Consider the following 1,103-nt stretch of genomic DNA (forward strand, 5'->3'; position numbering starts at 1 on the left):
GCGGCCGATGCGAAGCACCTTGGAGCCAGGATCGGCATCACCGCCGTGCTCCACACCTGGGGCTCTGCGATGACTCACCATCCGCACGTGCACATGATCGTACCGGGCGGCGGCATCGCGCCCGGCGGGAAGCGCTGGGTCTCGTCGCGGCCGGCCTTCCTGCTTCCGGTGCGCGTGCTCGGCAAGCTGTTCCGCCGGCTCTTCCTCACCCGATTGATGGCGCTGCACGACGCCGGACGGCTCAGCTTCTTCGGATCAATGGCGTACCTCACCGGGCGGCGAGCCTTCCTGCGGCACCTGTCGCCAGTCCGGAAGAAGCGCTGGGTGGTCTATGCCAAGGCACCGTTCGCGGGACCGGAGGCGGTGCTCGCATACCTGTCGCGCTATACTCACCGGGTCGCGATATCGAACAGCCGCCTGATCGCCTTCGACGAGAGCGGCGTCACCTTCCGCTACAAGAACTACCGCCGCGACGGCGCCGACCGCCAGCAGGTCATGACGCTCGCCACAGACGAGTTCATCCGTCGGTTCCTGCTCCATGTCCTGCCGCGCGGCTTCCATCGCATCCGCCACTACGGCCTGCTCGCAGGCGGCTCTCGCAAGGCCAGCCTCGCGCTCGCCCGCGAACTGCTGAGCGTCGCTGCGCCACCCGATGACGACACACCAGGCGAACCGGAGGACTTCCGCCCGTCATGCCCGTGCTGCGGCGGACGCATGATCGTCGTCGAGGTACTCGAACGCCGGGGGCAGCCACGCGGACCGCCGGACGCTACCGCGACGAACCGGGAGACCGCTCTATGACCCGCCATGGAATAGTCGTCGAGACTTCAACCGCAGGCCCTCAGCCTCCGGTAACGGACCCACACGCGTCCATGGTGATCGTCGACGCCGACGGGGCCGCCTTCAGCCGCTTACCGTGCCGACAACATCGCGCGGAGGCGCAACGAAGCCGCCTGTCCGCATCCATCCCGGCGCTTCCCGGCGACGGTCGCGCTATCGCCGACATCAGCCGCAAATCGAAATCCCCATAGACATCGACTGTAGCCCGCGGGTTCCTGCATGAGAGGCTTTCGTACGCCTGACGGCACCCGAAACCCTTCCCA

1 protein-coding gene is annotated in these 1,103 nt (G+C 67.4%); it reads left to right on the top strand.

Features of this window, described 5'->3' with window-relative positions:
* Positions 1 to 801, top strand: an 801-nt coding sequence (locus LB543_RS33820; protein WP_224617357.1) for a transposase, incomplete at its 5' end; no start/stop codon positions are given.
* Between the last annotated feature and the right edge of the window lie 302 nt (positions 802 to 1,103).

This window comes from Mesorhizobium sp. ESP7-2 (genome assembly GCF_020164715.1).
Taxonomy (GTDB): domain Bacteria; phylum Pseudomonadota; class Alphaproteobacteria; order Rhizobiales; family Rhizobiaceae; genus Mesorhizobium.